General features: G+C 68.5%; 15 protein-coding genes and 1 tRNA gene. 9 read left to right on the forward strand and 7 right to left on the reverse strand.

Annotated elements, in window-relative coordinates:
- From ACFVWL_RS14850 to ACFVWL_RS14860, 3 genes are read left to right on the forward strand one after another with little or no spacing between them, the layout of a single operon-like run.
- Entirely contained in the window at positions 1–1464 is a 1464-nt protein-coding gene (locus tag ACFVWL_RS14850; RefSeq protein WP_387184264.1) for a DUF3375 domain-containing protein, read from the forward strand.
- A complete protein-coding gene (locus tag ACFVWL_RS14855) occupies positions 1457–2119 on the forward strand; it encodes a DUF4194 domain-containing protein (RefSeq protein WP_387184266.1) in 663 nt (220 codons plus the stop codon). Before ACFVWL_RS14850 ends, ACFVWL_RS14855 begins: the two co-directional genes overlap by 8 nt.
- Positions 2116–5475, forward strand: a complete 3360-nt coding sequence (locus ACFVWL_RS14860) for an ATP-binding protein (protein WP_387184268.1) — start codon at positions 2116–2118, stop codon at positions 5473–5475. Before ACFVWL_RS14855 ends, ACFVWL_RS14860 begins: the two co-directional genes overlap by 4 nt.
- Positions 5476–5514: 39 nt before the next feature.
- On the opposite strand, the gene ACFVWL_RS14865 is transcribed toward ACFVWL_RS14860, so the two are convergent.
- On the reverse strand, positions 5515–6372 hold the full coding sequence (locus tag ACFVWL_RS14865; RefSeq protein ID WP_387184271.1) for a hypothetical protein: 858 nt from the start codon (positions 6370–6372) through the stop codon (positions 5515–5517).
- A gap of 92 nt (positions 6373–6464) precedes the next feature.
- Here ACFVWL_RS14865 and ACFVWL_RS14870 point away from each other — a divergent pair, with 92 nt between their 5' ends.
- The 3 genes from ACFVWL_RS14870 to ACFVWL_RS14880 all read left to right on the forward strand — a co-directional run bounded on the left by ACFVWL_RS14870 (position 6465) and on the right by ACFVWL_RS14880 (position 9349).
- Positions 6465–7739 (forward strand): MFS transporter, encoded by a 1275-nt coding sequence (locus ACFVWL_RS14870; RefSeq protein WP_387184274.1) that lies wholly within the window; start codon positions 6465–6467, stop codon positions 7737–7739.
- A 9-nt stretch (positions 7740–7748) separates the two neighbouring features.
- Positions 7749–8249: a hypothetical protein gene (locus ACFVWL_RS14875; protein ID WP_387184277.1), complete on the forward strand. Its 501-nt coding sequence runs from the start codon at positions 7749–7751 to the stop codon at positions 8247–8249.
- Between the two features lie 86 nt (positions 8250–8335).
- Entirely contained in the window at positions 8336–9349 is a 1014-nt protein-coding gene (locus tag ACFVWL_RS14880) for a DNA topoisomerase IB (protein ID WP_387184280.1), read from the forward strand.
- On the opposite strand, the gene ACFVWL_RS14885 is transcribed toward ACFVWL_RS14880, so the two are convergent.
- Both ACFVWL_RS14885 and ACFVWL_RS14890 read right to left on the reverse strand, forming a co-directional pair.
- The gene (locus ACFVWL_RS14885) at positions 9315–10301 is read right to left on the reverse strand and encodes a hypothetical protein (protein ID WP_387184283.1); all 987 of its coding nucleotides are present in this window, start codon (positions 10299–10301) and stop codon (positions 9315–9317) included. The two genes, ACFVWL_RS14880 and ACFVWL_RS14885, sit on opposite strands and share 35 nt — an antisense overlap.
- A gap of 30 nt (positions 10302–10331) precedes the next feature.
- A complete protein-coding gene (locus ACFVWL_RS14890; protein ID WP_387184286.1) occupies positions 10332–10829 on the reverse strand; it encodes a hypothetical protein in 498 nt (165 codons plus the stop codon).
- A gap of 137 nt (positions 10830–10966) precedes the next feature.
- On the opposite strand from ACFVWL_RS14890, the gene ACFVWL_RS14895 reads away from it, so the two are divergent.
- Together ACFVWL_RS14895 and pepN are read left to right on the forward strand one after the other, a co-directional pair.
- The gene (locus ACFVWL_RS14895; protein WP_387184289.1) at positions 10967–13423 is read left to right on the forward strand and encodes a hypothetical protein; all 2457 of its coding nucleotides are present in this window, start codon (positions 10967–10969) and stop codon (positions 13421–13423) included.
- Between the two features lie 51 nt (positions 13424–13474).
- The gene (pepN, locus tag ACFVWL_RS14900) at positions 13475–15958 is read left to right on the forward strand and encodes an aminopeptidase N (RefSeq protein WP_387184291.1); all 2484 of its coding nucleotides are present in this window, start codon (positions 13475–13477) and stop codon (positions 15956–15958) included.
- Positions 15959–16054: 96 nt separating this feature from the next.
- Here pepN and ACFVWL_RS14905 read toward each other — a convergent pair whose 3' ends face one another.
- A complete protein-coding gene (locus ACFVWL_RS14905; RefSeq protein WP_387184294.1) occupies positions 16055–16948 on the reverse strand; it encodes a phosphotransferase in 894 nt (297 codons plus the stop codon).
- A 2-nt stretch (positions 16949–16950) separates the two neighbouring features.
- The gene (locus ACFVWL_RS14910) at positions 16951–17589 is read right to left on the reverse strand and encodes an MBL fold metallo-hydrolase (protein ID WP_387184296.1); all 639 of its coding nucleotides are present in this window, start codon (positions 17587–17589) and stop codon (positions 16951–16953) included.
- Between the two features lie 150 nt (positions 17590–17739).
- On the opposite strand from ACFVWL_RS14910, the gene ACFVWL_RS14915 reads away from it, so the two are divergent.
- Positions 17740–17812: transfer RNA gene (locus ACFVWL_RS14915), tRNA-Glu, on the forward strand.
- Positions 17813–17862: 50 nt separating this feature from the next.
- Here ACFVWL_RS14915 and ACFVWL_RS14920 read toward each other — a convergent pair.
- The gene (locus ACFVWL_RS14920; RefSeq protein WP_387184298.1) at positions 17863–19104 is read right to left on the reverse strand and encodes an MFS transporter; all 1242 of its coding nucleotides are present in this window, start codon (positions 19102–19104) and stop codon (positions 17863–17865) included.
- A complete protein-coding gene (locus ACFVWL_RS14925; RefSeq protein ID WP_387184302.1) occupies positions 19104–19652 on the reverse strand; it encodes a helix-turn-helix domain-containing protein in 549 nt (182 codons plus the stop codon). Before ACFVWL_RS14925 ends, ACFVWL_RS14920 begins: the two co-directional genes overlap by 1 nt.
- Positions 19653–19750: the final 98 nt, after the last annotated feature.

Below are 19750 nucleotides of genomic sequence, written 5' to 3' on the forward strand. Positions count from 1 at the left end.
GTGACAGGAACACGAGCTGAAGCGGCATTCTCCCGCGCTGTCACCGCATTCAGTACCCCGACTCTCGATCTGCTCCACGGACGTTTCGCGCCCTTCGTCGTCGCGTCGCTCTCGCTCCTGTTCACCGCCGATCGGGCATCCATCCCGATCGCCGACGCCCAGGCCGAGCTCACCGAGATCCTCGACGAGCTGCGGGGCGCGGGCTATGACGAAGACGACCGGCGGGTTCCGGCCGGGACGGGGCGAGACGTCGCGAGGAACTGGGTCCGCCTGGGCTGGCTAGTGCAGCAGATCGATGAGGATGTCGAGGTGTACCGGCTGTCCGCGCACGCCGTGGAGGCCCTGGAGATCGCGGGGCGCACGGGCGGCGGTCGCACGCGCGTCTCCAACTCGCGGGTGCGCACGCTTCTCGAAGCCGTGGAGCACCTGGCAGACAGCGCAGAGGCCGATCCCCTCCGCCGACTCGCCCGTCTTCGGGAAGAGCGCGCCGCACTCGACGCCGAGATCGACCGGATCGAGGAATCGGGGCGGGCCGATCCGCTGGACGACGAAGAGCTCTTCGAGGAAGCCGAGAACGTGTTGCATCTGGCACGCGAGCTCCCGGCCGACTTCACCCGGGTCGCCGAATCCCTCAAGCTCATGCAGCGCGACGTCGTCGCCCATCTGCGGCGTGACGAGCGGCCGACCGGCGAGGTGCTCCGCGAGTATCTGCAGCGCGCGCAGGACGTCATGAATTCGACTCCGGAAGGGCGCGCGTTCTCCGGCGCCCTGCGTCTGATCGGTGATCCGGATCGCATCGACGCCCTCACCGAACAGCTGCACGGCCTGCTCCGGCAGCCGTTCGCCCGCATGCTCGACAGCACGCAGCGTACCGAACTCGACGCCATCGGTCGCCGGGTGGAACTCGGGGTCGAAGAGGTCCTGGCCGCGCAGCGACGGGCGTCGCACGTCATCACCGGCCAGGTGAAGACCCATGATCCGCTGCGGGACCGTCAGATCGACGATCTGCTGCGCGACGTCATCGCGGCCCTCCACGTCTGGGACGGCACGGGGGCGAGTGCGTCACCGGTGCGCAGCCTCCCTCTGGCTGATCTGGGACACCTCAGACAGACGGTCAGCAGCATCCGCCCGCCGGCCGTCCCCGCGCCTCTCGCAGATGCCGGCGACGTCGAGTTCGCCGCTGTCGACTCCCGCGCATGGGGCGGTCCGAGATACGCGGAGCTCGAGGAGTACGTCTCGCGTCTCGGCCCGGAGTTCGACCTCGCCGACGCGTTCGCGCAAGGCGCGGACGACACCCGTCGCCCTGTCGACCTCGTCGGACTGCTCGAGATCGCCCACCGAAACGGCATGACCGAGAGCGATGCGGTGTCGGTGGTCGAAGCGCTGCGCCCGGACGGCTCGACGCGACGTTTCGCGTTCGGCGCCGTCACGGCACGCAACCCGAAGGAAGAAGCACATGCCTGAAGAGAGCCTCGTGACGGAAGCGCAGGTCGATGATCCCTTCATCGCCCCGGTCCCGATGGAAGACGACATCGAGGAGCACTTCGCCGGTGACCGCGGCACGCTCGACCCCGAGATCCGGCGTCTGTTGGCGCACATCCTCCAGCGTCGTTTCATCGCTGCGGAGCGCAACCGTCGAGAATGGACCCTCCTCCTCGACCATCAGCAGGTGATCGAGTCGCGCCTGAACGACCTGTACCTGCGCCTGGTGGTCGACCACGGTCGAGGGTTCGCGTACAAGCAGCAGCTGCGCTCCGACGAGATCGACATGCCGGTGCTGCTCAAGGACGCGCCCTACACGCGTGCCGAGACTCTGGTGCTCGTGCATCTGCGCACGGTGTATCAGCGTGAGTCCGCCGCCGGCGAAGCTTCCGTGCGCATCGACATCGAAGACCTCGAGCAGACCGTGCTGAGCTACTTCACGGACGTCGACGGCGGCACGGCTCGACAGCAGAAAGCCATTCGGAACGCGATGGATCGCCTCGATCGAGAGGGCATCGTCCAGGAGGAGACGAGCGGACGCTACCGGATCAGCGCGCTCGTCGAGATCGTCCTGAGCGCCGAGACCCTGAAAGAACTCCGCGATTGGCTGCGGTCGCAGGAAGTGGTGGAACGATGACCATGGTCGACACGCTCTTCGGACTCATCCCGGCAGGTTCGCGGGGACAGCAGTGGGTGGCGGAGGAACTGCAGCTCATCAACTGGGGCGGCTACGACGGTGGTCCTCACCGCGTGCGCTTCTCACCCGACGCGACCCTGCTCTGCGGCGGGTCGGGTTCCGGCAAGTCCACCCTCATGGACGCGTACATCGCCTTGATGATGCCCCACACGACACCGTTCAACGGTGCGTCGAACGGTGGAGTGACGGGCCGCCCGCGTGGCGACGAGCAGCGGAACATCCTCTCCTACGGGCGGGGGAAGATCGACGAGTCCCGCACCGAGGACGGCACGAAGCTGCGGGTGCTCCGCGGCGACGGCGAAGACACCTGGAGTGCGATCGCGACCACCTGGCTCGACCATGACGGGGCGCGGTTCACCGCTGTGCGCGCCTGGTACATCCCGGCGGATGCCCGCGTCCTGGAAGACACGACCCGGGTGCGGGCGACCGTGAACGGGGCATTCGACCTGGCGCTGCTCGAGAAGGCCGCGACGCAGCGACTCTCCGATGCGTCGGTGCGCGCCACCGGCCTTGAGACCCTCGCGACGGACCGGGAGTTCTCGGCGCGGCTGCAGGCTGTTCTGGGCATCGGGGCTGCCGGTTCCGGTGCCAAGGCCATCAGTCTTCTGGCCCGGATCCAGGCGGGGCAGCAGATCACGACGGTCGACGATCTGTACAAGAAGCTCGTGCTGGAAGAACCCGAGACGATGGCCACCGCAGACGCCGTCGTGGCGCACTTCGACGAGCTCGAGAGCACTCGCACGAGGATGCTCACCGCGAAGCAGCAGGTGAGTGCGCTCGAGCCGATCCGGGGCATCAAGGACCGCATCGCCGCGGCCGCCGAGCGGGTGCGGGTGATCGACGAGGTCGGGGTGTTCACCGATCCCTCCTCGCTCGCCGCCCTCTGGAACGCCCAGCGTCGTCTGGATCTGCTGCGCGACGTCGAGGTCGAGCTGGGGGATCGCTCCCGCGCGCTGAGCCTCGCCGTCCGCGAGAAGCGCGCGCTGGTCGATGCCGCCGATGTCGAACGTGAAGGGCTTCTCGACGTGCTGCGGCAGTCCGGTGGCGACCGCCTCGAGACCGCGCAGCGAGAGCTCCGGGTCGCGGAGCGTCGTGTGGACGACGTCCGTCGGGAACGGGCGAAGTTCGACGTGATCGTCCAGGAGCTCGGGGCAGGGGTCGAGACCGCCGCGCAGTTCGAGTCGTTCGTGTCCGGCGCTCGGGGCACGTCGCCGAAGTCCGGTATCCGTGACGCGCGTGCGACCTTCGCCGATGCCGAGACGGCGCGGAGGACGGCCGAGGCCGACATCCGCCGGCTGCGCGACGAACGCGAGCGGACGGGTCGGGTGCGCGGCAGCATCCCGGCACATCTGGACGAATCACGCGCCCTGCTCGCAGAAGCGGTCGGGCTCTCTCCGTCGGATCTTCCGTTCGTCGGCGAGCTCATCGAGCTGCGGACGGAGTTCGAGCCGTGGCGCGACGCCTTCAACCTCGCGCTCGGCGGCTTCGCCAGGACGCTCCTGATCGATGCCGAGCAGCTCTCGTCGTTCCGCACCGCCATCAACTCCGTGCGCACACCGGAACGGCTGAACTACGAGGGCGTCCGCACCGGGCTCCCCGACGTCCGCGACGCCGATCCGAAGACTCTCCCCGGACGGCTCGACTATCTGCCGACGCCCTTCACCGCCTGGCTTCAGCAGCGCCTCCAAGATCGTTTCGGCTACGTCTGCGTCGATACGTCGTCGCAGCTGAGCGAGCATCAGAAGGCCCTCACGATCAGCGGTCAGGTGTCACAGGGAAGCCGGGGCGCCCACGGTGGTCAGGGCCGCGCCAACGTGCTGGGATTCACCAACGACCGTCGTCTGCGCGAGATCGACGAGCAGCTGACGCAGCTGACGGCCCGCTACGACGAGTGCGCGGCGTCCGCCCAGGCCGCCGAGGCCGCCCTCGACCGCATCGAGGCGCGCTCGACCGCCTTCGCGAAGATCGAGGACCTGACCTGGGAACAGATCGACGTCGCCGCGGTGGAGGCGGAGCGGGAGCGCTGGCTCGCCGTCGAAGCGGAGGTCACCACAGCCAGCCCCGAGATCGCGCAGCTCAAGCGCCAGTCTGAGGAGCTGCGCTCTCGCGCAGGACGACTCCGCGACGAGGAGGCTCGTCTCAGCAACGAACTCGCCCAGACCCAGGAGCACTGGGGTCGGGTCACCGACGACGTCGACTCCTGTCAGACGGTCATCGATTCCGCGGAGGCATCCGGAGCCGTGCTCGGAGAAGGACATGCGTCGTTCCTCGACGGCCGATTCCTGCAGTCCGAGACGGGGGACACCCTGACCGCAGCTCAGCGGCTGACGCATCTGGACACCGCGCTCCGGACCGCGGCCCAGCGCCTTCTCGAAGACCGTCGCGAGGCGGCCGAGGCGCACGAGCAGCAGCGCGAGAGCATGCGCCGACTCATGACGGGATTCCTCGAGCGGTGGGACAACCTCACGATCCTCCCCGATCCGGACGCGTCGGTCGGGGAGTTCGAGAGCATTCTGGAGGCGCTTCAGACCAACGGACTCCACGAGCTGGAGATCGAATGGCGCGACAGCCTCCTCAAGCTGTCGGGCAACGACCTGACGAGCCTCGATTCGACCCTCAGCCGCTCTCTGCGCGAGATCAAGGACCGTATCGATCCGATCAACCGGATCATGGAGGAGCTGCCGTTCTACGATGACGATCATCGTCTGCAGATCACCCCGCGCGAGAACCAGAGCGAAGCCCGCAAACGCTTCCGCCGCGAGCTCCGCGAGGTCCGCGGACTGATCGATGCGGCATCGACAGATGCGGAACGAGAGACCGTGTACCGCAAGATGAGCCGTCTCATCGGACGGATGCGGCGGACGGCCCCCGACTTCGCCGAACTCATCGACGTGCGCAACCACGTGCGGGTGAGCGCGGAGCGGGTCACCGCCGCCACACGTGAGCACGTCGCGCTCTACGACCACATCGGCGAGAAGTCCGGAGGCGAGTCGCAGGAGCTGGTCGCGTTCATCGTCGGGGCGGCCCTGCGCTATCAGCTCGGAGACGCGGGTGCGGCGCGGCCTCGCTACGCGCCGGTGTTCATGGACGAGGCCCTGATCAAGGCCGACTCCCACTTCACCAAGCGCGCGATCGGCGCCTGGAGAGGCCTCGGCTTCCAGCTCGTCATCGGTGCGCCGAACGACAAGTACAGCGCTATCGAGCCGCATGTCGACGTGGAGTACGACATCCTCAAGGACACGCGCGGGCGCTCGTGGGCGAAGGCGAAGGTGGGTCTGCCGGAGACGGCGGTCTGAGCAGAGGGCCCCGGGGAATCCGCAAGCTCTTCCGCGCCGCTACTCGCACTCCCCGAGGAAACCGAGATAGCAGACGGCCTCGTGCGTGACGGCCGCTTCGTAGTCGTTGTTCGAGACCTGCCGCGTCGCGGTCTCCGGCGTGCGGGTGAGGTGGCCGAAGTCGCCGAGCGAGGCCACGACCGAGCCTTCCGAGTCCGCTGCACGCATGCGGTCGATCTCGGCGCGATGCTGGGCACAGATCGTCGCTGCGGCGGGGACCAGTTCGACGCCGGCGCAGGCCCCCGCGTACTGGGCCTCCATCGCGGTGATGCAGTCGGTCCAGTCCTGATCGACGGCGCACGGACTCACTCCGTCGTCCGACACGAGATAGAGGCCGGTCTCGTACTCCTCGCTGTGGAAGGTCTCGGGCTTCTCCGGCGAATCGACCTTCGTCCAGTGGCGAGCGGTGGTGAAGGCGACCACCACGACGATGATCGCGATCAGCAGCAGCGCTCCGACGATCGACAGGGTCACCCAGAGCCCGACGCGGCTCTTCTTCTGCGGCTCGCCGGGGTGCGGGGCTCCGACAGAGGGGGCGCCGGGTGCGGCGGCGTACGGTGCGGTTCCCGGTGGCGTACCGCCGAAGGCCGGGGGAGCGGCTGCGAAGGCGGCCGTCTGGGCGAAGTCGTGTCCGCCGAGCGGCACCGTCTCGGCGGGCGAAGAGGCGGTTGCCGGCAACGCCGGAGCAGCGGGCGCCATCTGCGGGTTCATGGACTGCCAGTACTCATACCAGCTCTGGGCGGCCTGCGGGTCGGCGGCGACCAGCTGCGCGTCGGCATCCGTGAGCGGGAGGCCCAGTGCCTGCCGGGAGCCGGAGTCCCGCAGGGAGGAACGGAATTCTTCGAGTGACAGCGCCATGCTCGTGATGATGGCAGAAACGCGGGTCCTCCGACAATCCGCTCTCGAACCGCGATGTCCCCGGCATCCGGAAGAATGTCGAGGTGATCGGTATGAGGAGCTTCTGGAACGCCCTGCCCACGGAAGGGCGCTGGTTGCTGTCGACGGTCGCGATCCAGACGCTCGGACGCGGCATGACCCTGCCGTTCACGATCATCTACTTCCACGAGGTGCGCGGTTTCGACCTCGGCATCTCGGGTGCGCTGATGAGCCTCATCGCGATCACCGGCCTCGTCGTCACGGGCCCGGGCGGAACACTCATCGATCGCTTCGGCGCCCGGCGGGTGCTGATCGTCGGGCTGCTGTCGATGATCGCCGGATGCGCTCTTCTGGCATACGCCACCCACCCCGCGGTCGCCGCAGTCGCCGTCATGCTCATCGGCGTGAACTTCGGTGTCTCCTGGCCGGGGTTCAATGCGCTCATCGCCACCGTGGTCGAGGGCGAGGTTCGTCAGCAGTACTTCGGCGTCAACTTCGCTCTGGTCAACCTGGGCATCGGCGTCGGTGGGGTGATCGGCGGTTTCTTCGTGGACGTCACCGACCCGGCCACCTTCACGACGATCTTCCTGATCGATGCTGCGAGCAGCCTGATCCCGCTCGCGCTGCTCCTGGGGCCGCTCCGTCGAGTGCGCACGCAGCACGAGGCAGAGGCCGATGCGCCGCCCGTCGGCGGGTACCGCGACATCCTGCGCCGCCCCGCCGTGCTGTGGCTGACCCTTCTCACGTTCCTCTCCGTGTTCATCGGGTACGGGCAGATGGAGGCCGGCTTCCCGGCGTTCGCCCGGCAGGTGTCCCAGGTGTCGACGCAGGTCGTCGGCATCTCGTTCGCCGTCAACACCGCGGTGATCGTGCTGCTGCAGTTCGCCGTCCTCCGGCTCATCTCCGGCAAGCGGCGGACGAGAGTGATGCAGGTGATGGCTCTCATCTGGGCGCTGTCGTGGGTGCTGCTCGGGGCGACGGGATTCCTGCCGGGCACTCTGGCCGCAGCTGTCGGCGTGATCGCCTACATGGGAGTCTTCGCCTTCGGGGAGACGATGCTGCAGCCCACCGTCCCCGCGATCTACAACGACCTGGCCTCCGACCGCACGCGCGGCCGGTACAACGCGATCAACTCCGCCGCCTTCCAGGGCGGGGCGATCATGGGGCCGCTCGTGGCGGGCGTGATGCTCGGCGGGGGGCTCGAAGGCTGGTTCATCGGCGTCATGATCGCGGGGAGTCTGGCCGTCGGTCTGCTGGCCCTGGTCCTGGAGCGCGCGGTGTCTCCGGCCGTCAACGGCGTCGCCGACATCCATCGAACGGACGAGTCGGACGAGGCCCGAACGCAATAGGCTCCGAGCATGGCTCTGGAGTCCCTCTTCCTCCGAATGGATCGGATCGCCGGTGGGCGGCAGGCGGGCGTCGCCATCAGCGAGTCTGACCGCACTCACCCCAAGACCGTGCGCGCGTTCACGTGGATCATGTGGCTCCTCGTCGTCGAACTGATCATCGGTGTCGGTGCGGTCGTCGTCGCCCTGGTCCTGGCGATCGATGGCGAGTCGGTCTCCTTCGCCGTCTGGATGCGCACGCTTGTCGTGCTCGCGATGACGGCGACGCTGTTCTACTTCGCCTGGCGTGCGCAGCGCGGGTGGCGCTGGGCATACCAGCGTCTGCGTCTGTTCGCGCAGATCTTCCCCGTCATCACGCTCGTCATGGCGGCGATTCCCGGTCTCTATCCGCTCTGGATGGTGTCGGAGCAGATCGTCTTCAGCCTGATCATGATCGGCATCGCCGATTTCCTGACGAGCGACCATATGCGCAGCACCTTCGCCGTACCCCGTGCCGAACCCGAGGGGGACTAGCACGGCGGCACCCCGCGACGCCACTCCCTTCCGATGATCTCGGCGAAGCGGCATCCTCGATCGCAGGCAGTCGAGGAGGGAACACGATGGCAAGACTCATCCGGGTCGTCCCGGGGCAGGACCCGGGGTATCGGCGCGTGCGTGCGGGGTCGGGGTTCCGGTACGTCGACGCGGCGGGGGACACTGCGCCCGAGGCCGATCGGGAACGGATCCACGACCTCGTGATCCCTCCCGCATGGCAAGACGTCTGGATCGCGGCGGACCCCCTCGCGCACATCCAGGCCGTGGGGGTGGACGGTGCGGGACGCAAGCAGTACCTCTACCATCCGTTGTGGCGCGTGAGCCGGGATCGCCGCAAGTTCGTGCGTGCGCTCGATCTCGCCGCCGCACTTCCCCGTGCCAGGGCCCAGGTCACCCGGGCACTCGCGCAGGACGGTCAGACGAAGGAGCGTGCGCTGGCCATCGCCTTCCGTCTCCTCGACGACGCCGCGCTCCGCATCGGGTCGGAGCGGTATCTGGTTCGCCACGGCAGCCGCGGTCTCACCACGCTGCGCAGGCGTGATGTGCGTGTAGCGGGCAGCGACGTCGCGCTGTCGTTCCCCGCCAAGAGCGGTCGCACGGCATCGATCGAGATCACGGACGAGTCGCTCGCGGAAGCGCTCACGGACTTCGCGGCGGGGAAGTCGGGGGCCTTCCTCCTCGCGTACCGCCGGGGGCGCCGTCGCGTGCGCATCACACCCGCCGAGGTCAACGCCTATCTGCGAGAGGTCACGGGGGAGTCCTTCACGGCGAAGGACTTCCGCACGCTGCACGGCACGATCATCGCCGCGGACGCCCTCGCTCGGATCGGCGAGCTCGACAGCCGAAACCACCGGAGCCAGGCCGAGCGCCTGGCGGTGCAGGCCGCGGCGACGGCACTCGGCAACACGACCGCCGTCGCGCGCGGCAGCTACATCGATCCGCGCGTCTTCAGCCAATACGCCCGTGGACGGACGCTCGACCTCTCCGTGACACCCGAGACCGCCATCCGCCGTCTTCTCGGCGGCCCGGAGATCTCGCGGAAGGTCACCCGGCGATCTGGATCCAGACGACGGCGATGAGCATCGGGACGAGTGGCGTGGCCACGGCGGCGAGAACCGGCCACCACCGTACCCGCGTGTCGACCCGGCGTGCCCGATCGGCCAGAGTGTCGCCGTCGCGGCGGTACGCCTCCGGATCGACAGGCTCGGCGGCCTCGTCGCGATACAGCAGGGTACGACGCCCGAATCGGTCGTGCAGTGCCGCGATCACGGTGAGGAACCTGCGCAGCTCAGCCTCGTCGGTCAGATCGACGGGAGGGAAGTAGACGTGCAGCGTCCTGTCCACGATCTCCAGATCGAGATCGGCGCTCTCGTCGAGGAGCACGACCATCAGATCGGGTGTGAGCACATAGAGCGCGTCTGTCTCGTAGCCCGTCGGCACCGAAACCTCGAACACATCGCTGAAGTCGCCCTCGAGTCGAATCCGGGATCCGCCGGTGGAACGTCGCGGGAGCGTACTGAGTGCTCCGCCGCCGCGCCGGGACCGGAGCGTGATCCGCGGAGCCTCGGACGGCAGAGGGATCCGCACGGCCCGCACCGTGTGCATGGTCGCCCCTTCTCGGTCGCCGACGACGAAGGTGCGCTCGATGCTGTCGAAGGGAGTGTCGGAGTGCCGCGCATCGAGGTGATCCCGTGCGGTGCGAGCCCCGCGATCGATCTGCTCGTCGATCGACCCGCCCCAGACATGATCGCCGATGTCTGCGCGGAACCCCCAGCCGAGGGCGTCGGCGAGCGCGGCGAGAGCGGCGCGCTGCCGTTGATGCCGCCGGATGCTGATCGTCGATGAGGCGACGAGCACTGCTCCGAGAAGAATCGACGCCGTCTGCGCGAGGACGAGGGTCATGCCTGTCAGCCCGAGCCCCACGGGCAGCAGGTAGAAGGCCAGGGCTCCCGCGAATAGGAGGGAGGTCAGAGACGACGCGATGAGGATCAGGCCACCTCGCGTGCGATCTTCCGTGCGCGGGGTGTTCATACGCGTCGAGGGCGTCGGCACCGTCAACCGTCAGGGCTTGTACACGATGGCGATGTTGAGCTGATCGCCCTCGCAGGCCCACGCGAGCCAGCGGGGTTCGTTCATGGCGTTGAGCCGTTGGATCGGGATGACGTAGACGCCATCTTCGGGCCGGCTCAGCGCACGGAACTCGGGCTTCTTCGAGATCCAGATCGTGCCGCCCCCGTCCCACGGCTCCAGGCAGGTGTACACATAGCCGTGCGCGCGCAGGTTGATGCGATCGGCGAGGGCGTCCGCCTGGGGTCGGAGTTCCGAGAGGATCTCAGCGGGGACGGTGCCGTCGAGGGTGAACGCCGCGACGTCGTACACGTTCCCCTCGCCGTAGTCCCGCGTGGCGAGCAGCGTCAGTTCGGTGACTCCCTTGTCGGACGTGCGGGTCCACAGGGCGTGCGAGTTCTTGGCGCGTTTGTTCATCAGGAATCCGCCGAAGTTCACCTTCTGGAATGAGAAGTCGTCGAGTTTCGCGGCGATCTCGGCACGTGTGGGCATGAGGCTCTCTCCTTTTCGGGGAGGTCGGGTGGCCTCTCCGCGAGCGAGCCTACGCACGAGCGGCGCGGGTCCGTCCGACTCCGAACGACCCCGAACGGGCCGCATTCCGCCGCGATCGCGTGCCATAGGCTCGACGCATGCCCGCCCCGCGCACCCTCGACGAGCTCTGTCTGGGCCTCGGACGCATGCGTGCGGATGCGGGGTCCCCGTCATACGCCGAGATCGCCCGGCGGATCGGCAGCGTGCGCGGCGGTGCCGATCCACCCAAGGTGACCGTGTACGACTGTTTCCGCCCGGGGCGGCGGCGCGTCGATGATCGTCTCGTCGCCGACATCGTTCGTGCGCTGGGGGGCGACGATGCCCAGGCCGTCCTCTGGCGGGAGACCGCTCGCCTCCTCAACGGCGAGAGGTCGGGAGTGCACGTCGAGGTGACGCTCGGACCACGGAACGCGGCAGGCGCGGAAGTCGGACGGGAAGAGCTTCTGGCGACGCTGCCGGAGGCGGACGTGCTGATCCTCACCGGTCTGCCGGGAGCAGGGAAGACGACCCTCGCCTCGGCGCTGGCCGGACCGTCTCCGGTGCTCACCGTGCACTTGCGCGAGTCCGACCCGGACCGCCCGCTGGCCGACCCGATCGACATCCTGCGGCGCATGCTCGGCGCGCTCGGCGTCCGCTCCCTCCCCTACGAGCTGCCGCGTCTTCGGGAGCGCCTGCAGACGGCCGCACGCAAGCGGACCGTGATCATCGAGGACGCGGGCGATGCCGGACGGCTGGCCGCACTGATCGTGCCCGGTGTGCGTTACATCGTCACCGCACGTCTCGACCTCGCCGGCCTGGAGCAGCGAGTCTCCTCGGCCGATGCGCGGCTGGCGAGGATCGTCGTCTCGCCGATGTCGAGCGCCGACGCCGCGCGTCTCCTGAGCCGTCTGCTGTCCGTCGATGGCGCTTCGGTGGCGAGCGACCACGACGGTGCGGTGAGGGCGGACGCGCTGCGTCGCATCGTCGCCGTCGGAGGAGGTCTGCCACTCGACCTCGTGATGCTGGCGGGGATCGTCCAGGAGCACGAGGGCTGGTCGTTCCAGGACCTCGCTTCGAGGTTCGAGCACGAGCCCCGGGACGCGCGCATCCGTCCGGTACTGGAGGCGGCGACGCGTTCGCTGTCGTCCGGGGAGGCCGACCTGCTCGCGGACGCCGCGCTCCTCGACAGGGACATCGATGAAGGCATTCTCGTCGCCGCGGGCGGGCCATCTGCTGCACTCCACCTGCGCCGCCTGCATGCCCGCCATCTGGTCGAACTGCGCGAGGGACACGTGTGCATGCACGACACGGTCTTCGCCTTCGCCGCGGAACGTTCCCGAGCGCTCCGGCCGTCGTCCGTCCGCCGCGGCTTCGTGGCGAGGTCCGCCGCAGCGGTGCTCTCCCGCATCGGCGAAGACCCCGACTTCGCCGCACGTGAGGTGGCGACCGTGCTCGCGGTCAGCGCGGCGGCTCGCGAACACGGCCTCGACTCCGCCGTCGAGCAGCTCGCCATCGAGGCGCATCCGGCGCTCTCGCGCTGGTCGCTGTGGAGCGAGTCGCTGCAGCTACACGACCTGGCAGCGCGAGGGGAGGGTCTCGACCTCGTGCCGGACATCGCCCTCGGCGTGGCGCATTGCGCGGAGAAGCTGGGACGCCTGGATGAAGCACTCATCACCCTGCATCGGGTGCGTCGCATAGCCTCGGGTTCGGCGCTCGCCCGCACGTGGAATCAGATCGGCAACGTCCAGCGGTGGATGAGCCACCTCGATGAGGCGCTCGCGTCGTATGGACGTGCGATCGAACACGCGCGAGACGCCGGTGATGAGGTCGTCGAGGGGCGTGCCACCGGGAATCATGCGGACACGCTTCGCATCCTCGCGCGCTATCCGGAGGCACTGGACGGCTACGCGATCGCTCTGTCGATGGCACATGCCGCAGGCGACGATCTCAACGTGGCGGTCGTTCGAGGCAATCGACCGCTGCTGCTCCTCGCGATCGGCAGGCTCGACGATGCGGACAGGGAGCTGAATCAGCTGCTCGACGAGTCGAACGGCGAATCGCTGCCGTTCGTCCGGCGTACGCTCGCTCTGGTCGCGGAAGCACGCGGCGACGACGTCCACGCGCGCGAGCTGTGCGCGATCGCGATGCGCACCCTGCGGACGGCGGGGGAGTTCGCGACGTCCGCCGACCTCGAGCTCCTCCACGCCCGCATCGATGGCCGAGCCGGAGATGCGGAGGGCGCCAGGGCCGCCGCGGAACGGCTCCTCCGCGAGGCGGAGCGTGCGGGATCCCCGTTGATCGCGACGGAGGCCGCGAACTCCCTCGCCGAGATCCTGGTGTCCGTCGCCACGGCGGATGCGACTCGCCCCGGGTCCTTCCTCGGTGAGGCGGAGCAGCACGCACGGGAGGCCAGGAGCATCGCGGAGGCGACAGGCGACCGCGCTGAGGTGGCCCGGAGCGACGCGATCCTCGCATCGATCGCCGTGGTACGAGGCGACGGCGAATCCGCGGCGGTACTCTCACGCGAGTCTCTGCAGGTCTACGCCGAGATCGGACACCGTCTTCAGACCTCGTGACCCGTCGGGGGTGAGGCGATCTCTGCGCCTTGCGGGTGCCAGGATGGAGGGATGGACACCGCCAATCTCACCCGCGAGGAGACGGCCGCGCGATCCGCTGCCATCACCGTGAATCGCATCCGCGTCGAGCTCGACCTGACCGGAGCGCCGGAGCGCGCTCGCACCGGGTTCCCGACCGTCACGACGCTGGAGTTCGACTCGATCGTCGATACGACGTGGCTCGACTTCATCGGAGAGCACGTACAGCGGGTCTCCGTGAACGGCGTCGATCAGGAGATCGTCTACGACGGCGCGCGCATCTCTCTCTCGGGACTCGCCGGGTCGAACCGCGTGCGCGTCGAGGCGATCGGCACCTACAGTCGCTCCGGCGAGGGACTGCACCGCTTCCACGACCCCGTCGACGATGAGACCTACCTGTACACGCAGTACGAGCCCGCGGACTCACGACGGGTGATGGCCTGCTTCGAGCAGCCCGACATGAAGGCCGAGTACACGTTCGTGATCGACGCGCCGACCGGATGGGAGGTGCTCTCGAACCAGTCCCCGACGCACACCGATCTCGGTGTCGGGGTGCAGCGCGTGGAGTTCGCACCGACGCTCCCGATCTCGAGCTACATCACTGCGGTCGCCGCCGGACCGTACTCGCGTGTGGACGGTGAATGGCGCCGCGATGAGCAGAACGTAGCGCTCGGCGTGTTCGTGCGCCGGTCGCTCGCCCCGCACCTCGAGGCCGAGGAGATCCTCGAGGTCACACGCCAGGGGCTCGACTTCTTCACCGACGCCTTCGCCTACCCGTACCCGTGGGGCAAGTACGACCAGATCTTCGTTCCGGAGTACAACCTCGGCGCGATGGAGAACCCGGGTCTGGTGACGTTCACGGAATCGTACCTGTCCCGCGGAGCGGCGACGGATGCGCAGCGTGCCGCTCGGGCCAACACGATCCTGCACGAGATGGCGCACATGTGGTTCGGCGACCTCGTCACGATGACCTGGTGGGACGACCTCTGGCTCAAGGAGTCGTTCGCCGACTACATGGGTGCGCATGCATCGGCCGTGGCCACGCGGTATCACGATGCGTGGGTCAAGTTCGCCGCGAGTCGCAAGGCGTGGGCATACCAGCAGGATCAGCTGCCCACGACGCACCCCATCGTGGCGGACATCCCCGACCTCGAGGCAGCGAAGCTGAACTTCGACGGGATCACGTACGCCAAGGGGGCCGCGGTGCTCAAGCAGCTGGTCGCCTTCGTCGGGGATGAGGCCTTCTTCGAGGGTGCGCGCCGCTACTTCGCCGCCAATGCCTTCGGCAACACGACGCTCGAAGACTTCCTGGTGCAGCTGAGCGCCGTCTCCGGACGAGACATGCGGGACTGGTCGGCGGCGTGGCTGCAGACGTCGGGCGTGTCGACCCTGTGGACGGAGACCGAGGCCGACGGACGGCACGTTCTCGTGCAGTCCGATCCTCGACCACACCGGCTTCGCATCGGGCTGTACGAGCGCGTGGACGGACACATCATCCGGCGGGAGCAGCGGGAGCTCGACGTGATCGGCGAGCGGACCGAGATCGATCTGCCGGCTGCCGACCTGGTCATTCTCAACGACGACGATCTCACCTATGTGAAGGCGCGTCTCGATGCACGTTCGCTCGGCACAGTCGAGGAATCCCTCTCCGCGATCGATGACCCGCTGGCCCGCGCGCTCGTCTGGTCGTCGCTGTGGAATGCCACTCGTGACGGGGAGCTCTCTGCGACGCGGTACCTCGGGATCGTGCGCGCACATGCGCCGGCGGAGTCGAACATCGGGCTGTTGACGGGCGTCCTCGCGAACGCGATCCATACGATCCGGCACTTCGTCGGCGCTGCGAGCCGGGAAGACGAGCAGCGGCGGTGGGCCGATACCGTGTGGCGCACCCTCGAGGCTGCGGATGCCGGCAGCGACGCGCAGCTCTCGTGGGCCCGGGCGTTCGCGACGATCACCGCTTTCGACGACGCGCACCCGGAACAGGTGCGCGCCCTGCTCGCCGGAGAAGGTCCTGAAGGTCTCGTCGTGGATCCGGATCTGCGCTGGCAGCTCCTCACGGCGCTCGTCACCACGGGCCGGGCCGGCCTCGCGGAGGTGGCCGCCGAGCAGCAGCGCGACGACACGGGTGACGGACGCACTGCCGCACGGAGGGCACGGGCATCGCGCCCGGACGCTGACGTACGACGCGAGGCGTGGGACTCCGCATGGAACGACCTCTCGCTCAGCAACGACCACCTCGACGCCGAGATCGGCGGTTTCCGCGCCGGCGGACGTCGTGACCTCATCTCGGGGTTCGATGACGAGTACTTCGCGCGAATCGGACGAGTCTGGGGCGAGCGCAGCATCGAGATCGCACGGCGGCTGGTCATCGGGATGTTCCCGTCCGGTGACTCGTTGGAGCCGGTCGATGCGTGGCTGGCTGCGAACGAGGGTGTCCCGGCGGCGCTGCGGCGGCTCGTGATCGAGCAGCGCGACCACCTCGCGCGTGACCTCCGGGTGCGGGCCGCGCAGGACTGAGCCCGCGCGGCCTCCGTCCTGCTCAACGTCCGAGAGCTGTCGTGACGCCCGTGCCCGAAGCGCTCTCGCCGATCGTGTCCCACAGGTCGGCAGAACTCAGGGAGACATACGCTCCCGGAGCTCGACGGCCGTCTGATCGCCGAGCGCGCGCAGATCGGCGCGGTCGTCGCTCGAATGGCAGAGGGTGATGGCGACCGCAGCAGCCCAGGCGCGGGCGCGCACCCAGGTGGCCTCGTCATATCTGCGCCCCGTGGCTCGACGGAACACGTGTCGGCCTTCGCCGTCGAAGGCGAGCCAGCCGATGGCGAGGTCGTAAGCGGGGTCGCCGGAGGTGACGTCGCCGAAGTCGATCAGGGCGGACAGTCGATCCCCGTCGACGAGGATGTTCCCGGGATGCAGGTCGCCGTGGATCCAGACGGACTCCGTCGCAGGGGCTGCGTCGAGCCCGCTCTGCCAGTGCGGGGCAAGAGGATCGGCGATCGTCGCCGGGAGGGCTGCGAGACGGGAGCGGATGCTGTCGTCTCGCGCAGCCAGAGGAACGCCACGGACCGGATTCGTGGGCGCATCTGTCGGCCCTTCGTCGTGGAGGGCGAGGAGTGCGGCGGCGAGCTGGGCGGCCCAGGCGGTGTTGTCGCGACGAGGTCGACCCAGCGTCTGTCTGCCGGGCAGCCACGGCACGATCGACCAGGGCCACGGGAACTGCGGGGTCGGTGAACCAGCGAACACCGGCAGCGGCGTGCGGACACTCGCCGTGGCCAGCTGCATGGCGATCAGGGGGAGCGCATGCTGCTCGTGTCGGATGAGAGGAGCCGCCTGCTCGCGCCGAGGGATGCGCACAGCGAGGTTCGGACCGAGGCGCCAGGTGACGTTGTCCCACCCTTCCGCGACCCGGGTCAACGGCAGCGCGGCCAGTTCCGGTGCAACGGTGCGCACCAGTTCGCGGACGTCGTTCTCATCGAGAGTGAGTTCCGCACCGGGGGAGTCGGCCATGGTCAGAGGTCGAGCGTGTCGCCGGGCTCCAGCACGATGAACTCGCCACCGCCCTGCTCGGTGGCCCACTGCAGCCGTTGCCTGTGCATGTTCTTGCCGATCACCGACAGCGTCATGTCGTGGGTGCCGAAAGCCCGTCGCGGTGCGACAGCGAGCACATAGTCCATCGCCTCGCCGATCTTCAGCCAGGGCGCTCCGAGGGGCGCGGCGAGGGTCCCGACGACGACGCCCTCGGGGACTGCGTAGGAGTCGCCCGGGTAGTAGAGCTCGTCGTTCACGAGCACACCCACGTTCTCGACGGTCGGGAGGGATGAGTGGATGACCTCATGAGTGCCGCCGAAGAATCGCAGGCTGAACCCGCCGACCTCCACTGCGTCGCCGGGGGAGACGACCGTGATGTCGTATCCGTCCGCGGCACGGGCGACGCCGGCCGGCGCGAAGATCGGTGTTCCCGGTGCCGCGCGCAGGAGACGATCGAAGTGATCGGCCGTCCAGTGATCCGGGTGCTCGTGGGTGATCACGATCCCCACCAGGTCTGTGAGGTCGTTCAGGGGGGCCGTGAACGATCCAGGGTCGACCAGAAGGGTCTTCTCGTTGGCATCGAGACGGAGGGCGGCATGTTCGAACTTGGTGACGCGCATGGGAAGAGTCAACTCCTTCGGACCGTACTCGGCAAACGAATCCGGTGCGCCACGCCCGGGATTCGGGTGAAGGCGGCGTCGATTTGGCGCACCGAGAATCGCCGTGGCATACTTGAACGGTTGTCGCGGGACGGAAACGTTTCGCCAGACGGCCCCATCGTATAGCGGCCTAGTACGCTGCCCTCTCACGGCGGTAACGCGGGTTCGAATCCCGCTGGGGTCACACAACAGAGAAAGCCTCCGGTTCGCCGGAGGCTTTCTTGTTTTTCCGGCTCAGGTGCTGGCCTTCAGCGACATCGCGCGGAACCTCGGATTGCTCAGCGGCAGGACCATCAACGCCATCATCGCGCCCCCGAAAAGGGCGAACGGCACCCAGATGTCCGTGGTGGAGGCGAGCGCACCGAAACCGGCCATCGCGAGCGGCATAAGGCAATCGTCACCGAGGCGGGTGAGCGACCCCATCCGGCCGAGGTAGGCCGTGTCGACGGTGGCCGAGAAGGTCGCACTCAGCAGCACTGAGGCATATCCGGCGGTCGCACCGATGACGAAGGCTGCGGCGGCGACGGTCCAGGACGGGCCGAAACCGAGCGCCACGATTCCCGCGCCCTGAACGACCAGCGCCCAGAATCCGGCGCGTGCCTCGCGCCGTGGTCGCCATCTCGCCACGGAGATGGCCCCCAACGCCGCGCCGAGGCCGAGCAGTGCCTCGAAGAGCCCGACGGCCTGCGCACCCCACCCCTCGGCATGGGCGCGGAGTGCGAGCCCGATTCCGATCGCCGGGCCCACGGCCAGATTCAAGCCGGAGAGGGCGATCACGAGCGTGCGGGTCGTGGGGTTCGCGGAGAGATGAGCGAACCCACGCGCGATGCCGCGCAGCGCCGGCTCCTTGTCGGCTCGGGTGAGACGGAAGCGCGGGCGCAGCCAGATCGCGATGAAGGCCACGACGAGAGTGAAGGTCAACGCGTTCACAGACGCGCTTCCCGCCAAGCCGGCGTGCGCGACGATGAAACCGCCGACCGCGGCACCGCCCATGGTGCCTAGACGCGACGCGGTCTGAGCGGCGGCGCCGTAGGAAGGGAGGTCGGCGGTCGTGACCAGCTGGCGGGCGATCGTTCCGGCAGAGGGCTCGTAGAACGCATCGCACACGCCGAATGCGATCGCGGCGAAGAGCAGCACGGCGACGGAGGGCGGTGTCGCGAGCACCCACAGCGCGACGGCGACCAGCACGCCGACGCGGAGCACGTTGAACACGAGCATGATGCGGCGAGCATCCGCGCGGTCGGCGATCACCCCTCCGAACAGCAGGATCACCGCGCGAGGAACGGTTCCGGCCGCGACGATCAAGCCGGCGACGGCGGGAGACGCGACCTGCACGGCCGTCCAGGCGAGGGCGATCGTCCACAATGCGTCGCCGGCATCCGAGAGCGCCTTCACGCCGATCCACGCGTGCACCAGGCGGTCGCGGCGGAAGGCGGGCGGCGCGTCGATCGCGACGGGCTCGCTGACGGCAGCCATCACGGCTCCGTGGGGAACGCGTGCGCGAACACGAAGATCGGGATGCGGTCCTGGCCGTCGTCGAGATCGATGCCGTCCTGCCACTCGCGGATCGTCTCGAGGATCCGTGCGGAGAGATCCCGCAGTTCGTCCGGCGACGCCCAGGCTGTGGTCTCCGTGTTCGATCCGTCGTACCCCGCGTATGCGGGGTCATGACGACCGCGGTGCCAGCGCTGGAGGCGATCGATCTGCATCCGGATGCCCTGTCGTTGCGCTTCCCTGGCGAGAAGGGCGTCGGCGGGGGAAGCGGCGTAGTCGTCGGTCGACCAGGTGAGACCGCGCCGGGCCACCTTCCACCAGCTGGTGCGCTTGTCGCCCGCCGGATCCGGTGCGCGTTCGACGATGCCGGAGCGTTCGAGCATCCGCAGGTGGTGGCTGATGCTGCCGACCTGGCTGTCGAGGGCGCGCGCGATCGCGGTGACCTGTGCGGTGCCGTACAGGAGGAGGTAATCGTAGATCCGACGGCGCAGGGGATGATGCACGGCGGTGATCACGGAGATGTCTTCCACGGGAAACGACGCTAATCGCGTGACCTCAGGTGCACAAGGTTTCTTGTATACCCCGGAAAATCAACGGAGGACTCGCCCGGACATCCGGACGAGTCCTC

It is taken from the genome of Microbacterium sp. NPDC058269, from assembly GCF_042881445.1.
GTDB lineage: Bacteria > Actinomycetota > Actinomycetes > Actinomycetales > Microbacteriaceae > Microbacterium.